Genomic DNA, 1,967 nt, shown 5'->3' with positions numbered 1-1,967 from the left:
CGATTACCCGAAATGAGATGGCCCAGATCGACGTCCCGACCGTCAGCTTCGAGCTGAACGGCCGTGAAGTCACGGGCCGCGCCAACGAGACCATCATCGAGGTCGCCCGGCGCGAAGGCGTGGAGATTCCGCACCTTTGCTACAAGGAAGGACTGGAAGCGGTCGGCAATTGCCGCGCCTGCATGGTCGAGATCAATGGCGAGCGCGTGCTGGCACCGTCCTGCTGCCGCCACCCCAGCCAGGGCATGAAGGTCACGACCGACAGCGAGCGCGCGGTGAAGGCCCAGAAACTGGTGCTGGAACTGCTGCAGTCCGACATGCCGGAGACTGCGTATACCCGCGAAAACGAAGTCGACCAGTGGTCGCAGAAGCTGGCGGTCGGCAAGCCGCGTTTCGAAGCGCGCGAACGGGTGCAGCAGGACTTGTCGCATCCTGCCATCGCGGTCAACCTCGACGCTTGCATCCAGTGCACCCGCTGCGTGCGCGCCTGCCGCGACGAACAGATGAATGATGTGATCGGCCTGGCCTTCCGTGGTGCTGGCGAGAAGATCGTGTTCGACATGGACGACCCGATGGGCGCTTCCACCTGCGTCGCCTGCGGCGAATGCGTGCAGGCCTGCCCGACCGGCGCTTTGATGCCGGCGCGCGATGTCGCGCTGCAGGTACCGGACAAGAAAGTGGAATCGGTCTGCCCGTTCTGCGGCGTCGGCTGCCAGATGACTTACAACGTCAAGGACAACAAGATTCTTTACGTCGAAGGACGCGATGGTCCGGCCAACCGCGGCCGCCTGTGCGTCAAGGGCCGCTACGGCTTTGACTACGCGCACCATCCGCACCGCCTGACCAAGCCGCTGATCCGCCGCAAGGACGCGCCCAAGTCCGGCGACTTCGAGATGACGCCGGAAAACGTGTTCGATGTGTTCCGCGAAGCGAGCTGGGAAGAGGCACTGGAATTCGCCGGCGGCAAGCTGCGCGATATCCGCGACTCCGTCGGCCCCCAGGCGCTGGCCGGCTTCGGCTCGGCCAAGGGCAGCAAAGAAGAAGCCTATCTGTTCCAGAAGCTGGTGCGCACCGGTTTCCGCAGCAACAACGTCGACCACTGCACCCGCTTGTGCCATGCGTCGTCCGTGGTCGCGCTGCTGGAAGGCATAGGCTCGGGCGCGGTCTCGAACCCTGTGATGGACGTGATGAAGGCCGATGTGGTCGTCATCATCGGCGCCAACCCGACCGTGAACCATCCAGTTGCAGCCACCTGGATCAAGAACGCGGTTGCCAACGGCACCAAGCTGATCGTGATGGATCCGCGCCGCTCCGACCTGGCCCGCCAGGCGCATCGCTTCCTGCAATTCAAGCCCGACACCGACGTCGCGCTGCTGAACGCGATGATGCACGTGATCGTCAACGAAGGCCTGGTCAACGAAGAATTCGTCGCCGCACGCACCATCGGCTATGACGACCTGAAGGCAAATGTCGCCGATTACTCGCCCGAGAAGATGGCGCCCATCTGTGGCATCGACGCTGACACCATCCGCTATGTCGCGCGCTTGTATGCGACATCCAAAGGCTCGATGATCCTGTGGGGCATGGGTGTGTCGCAACACGTGCACGGCACCGACAATGCCCGCTGCCTGATCGCCTTGTCGCTGATGACCGGCCAGATCGGTCGTCCAGGCACCGGCCTGCATCCGCTGCGTGGCCAGAACAACGTGCAGGGCGCGTCCGACGCCGGCCTGATCCCGATGAGCTTCCCGGACTACCAGCGCGTCGACAATGTCGAAGTGCGCGCCTTCTTCGAGAAATTCTGGAACACCAGGCTGGACGACAAGGTCGGCCTGACCGTGGTGGAAGTGATGAAGGCGATCGACGCCGGCACGGTCAAGGGCATGTACATCATGGGCGAGAACCCGGCCATGTCCGACCCTGACGCCAACCATGCGCGCCATGCGCTGGCCTCGCTCGAGCACCTG

The 1,967-nt window shown here is 63.7% G+C and carries 1 protein-coding gene; it reads left to right on the top strand.

Annotation, left to right across the window (positions count from 1 at the left end; all coding sequences use genetic code 11):
* Positions 1–2 precede the first annotated feature (2 nt).
* Positions 3–1,967, top strand: a 1,965-nt coding sequence (locus tag Q7T06_RS06315) for a molybdopterin-dependent oxidoreductase (RefSeq protein WP_304782057.1), incomplete at its 3' end; no start/stop codon positions are given.

Origin of the sequence: Herminiimonas sp. (genome assembly GCF_030645555.1) — a bacterium.
Classification (GTDB): domain Bacteria; phylum Pseudomonadota; class Gammaproteobacteria; order Burkholderiales; family Burkholderiaceae_D; genus Oxalicibacterium.
This window is presented reverse-complemented; position numbering and strand designations above follow the sequence as displayed.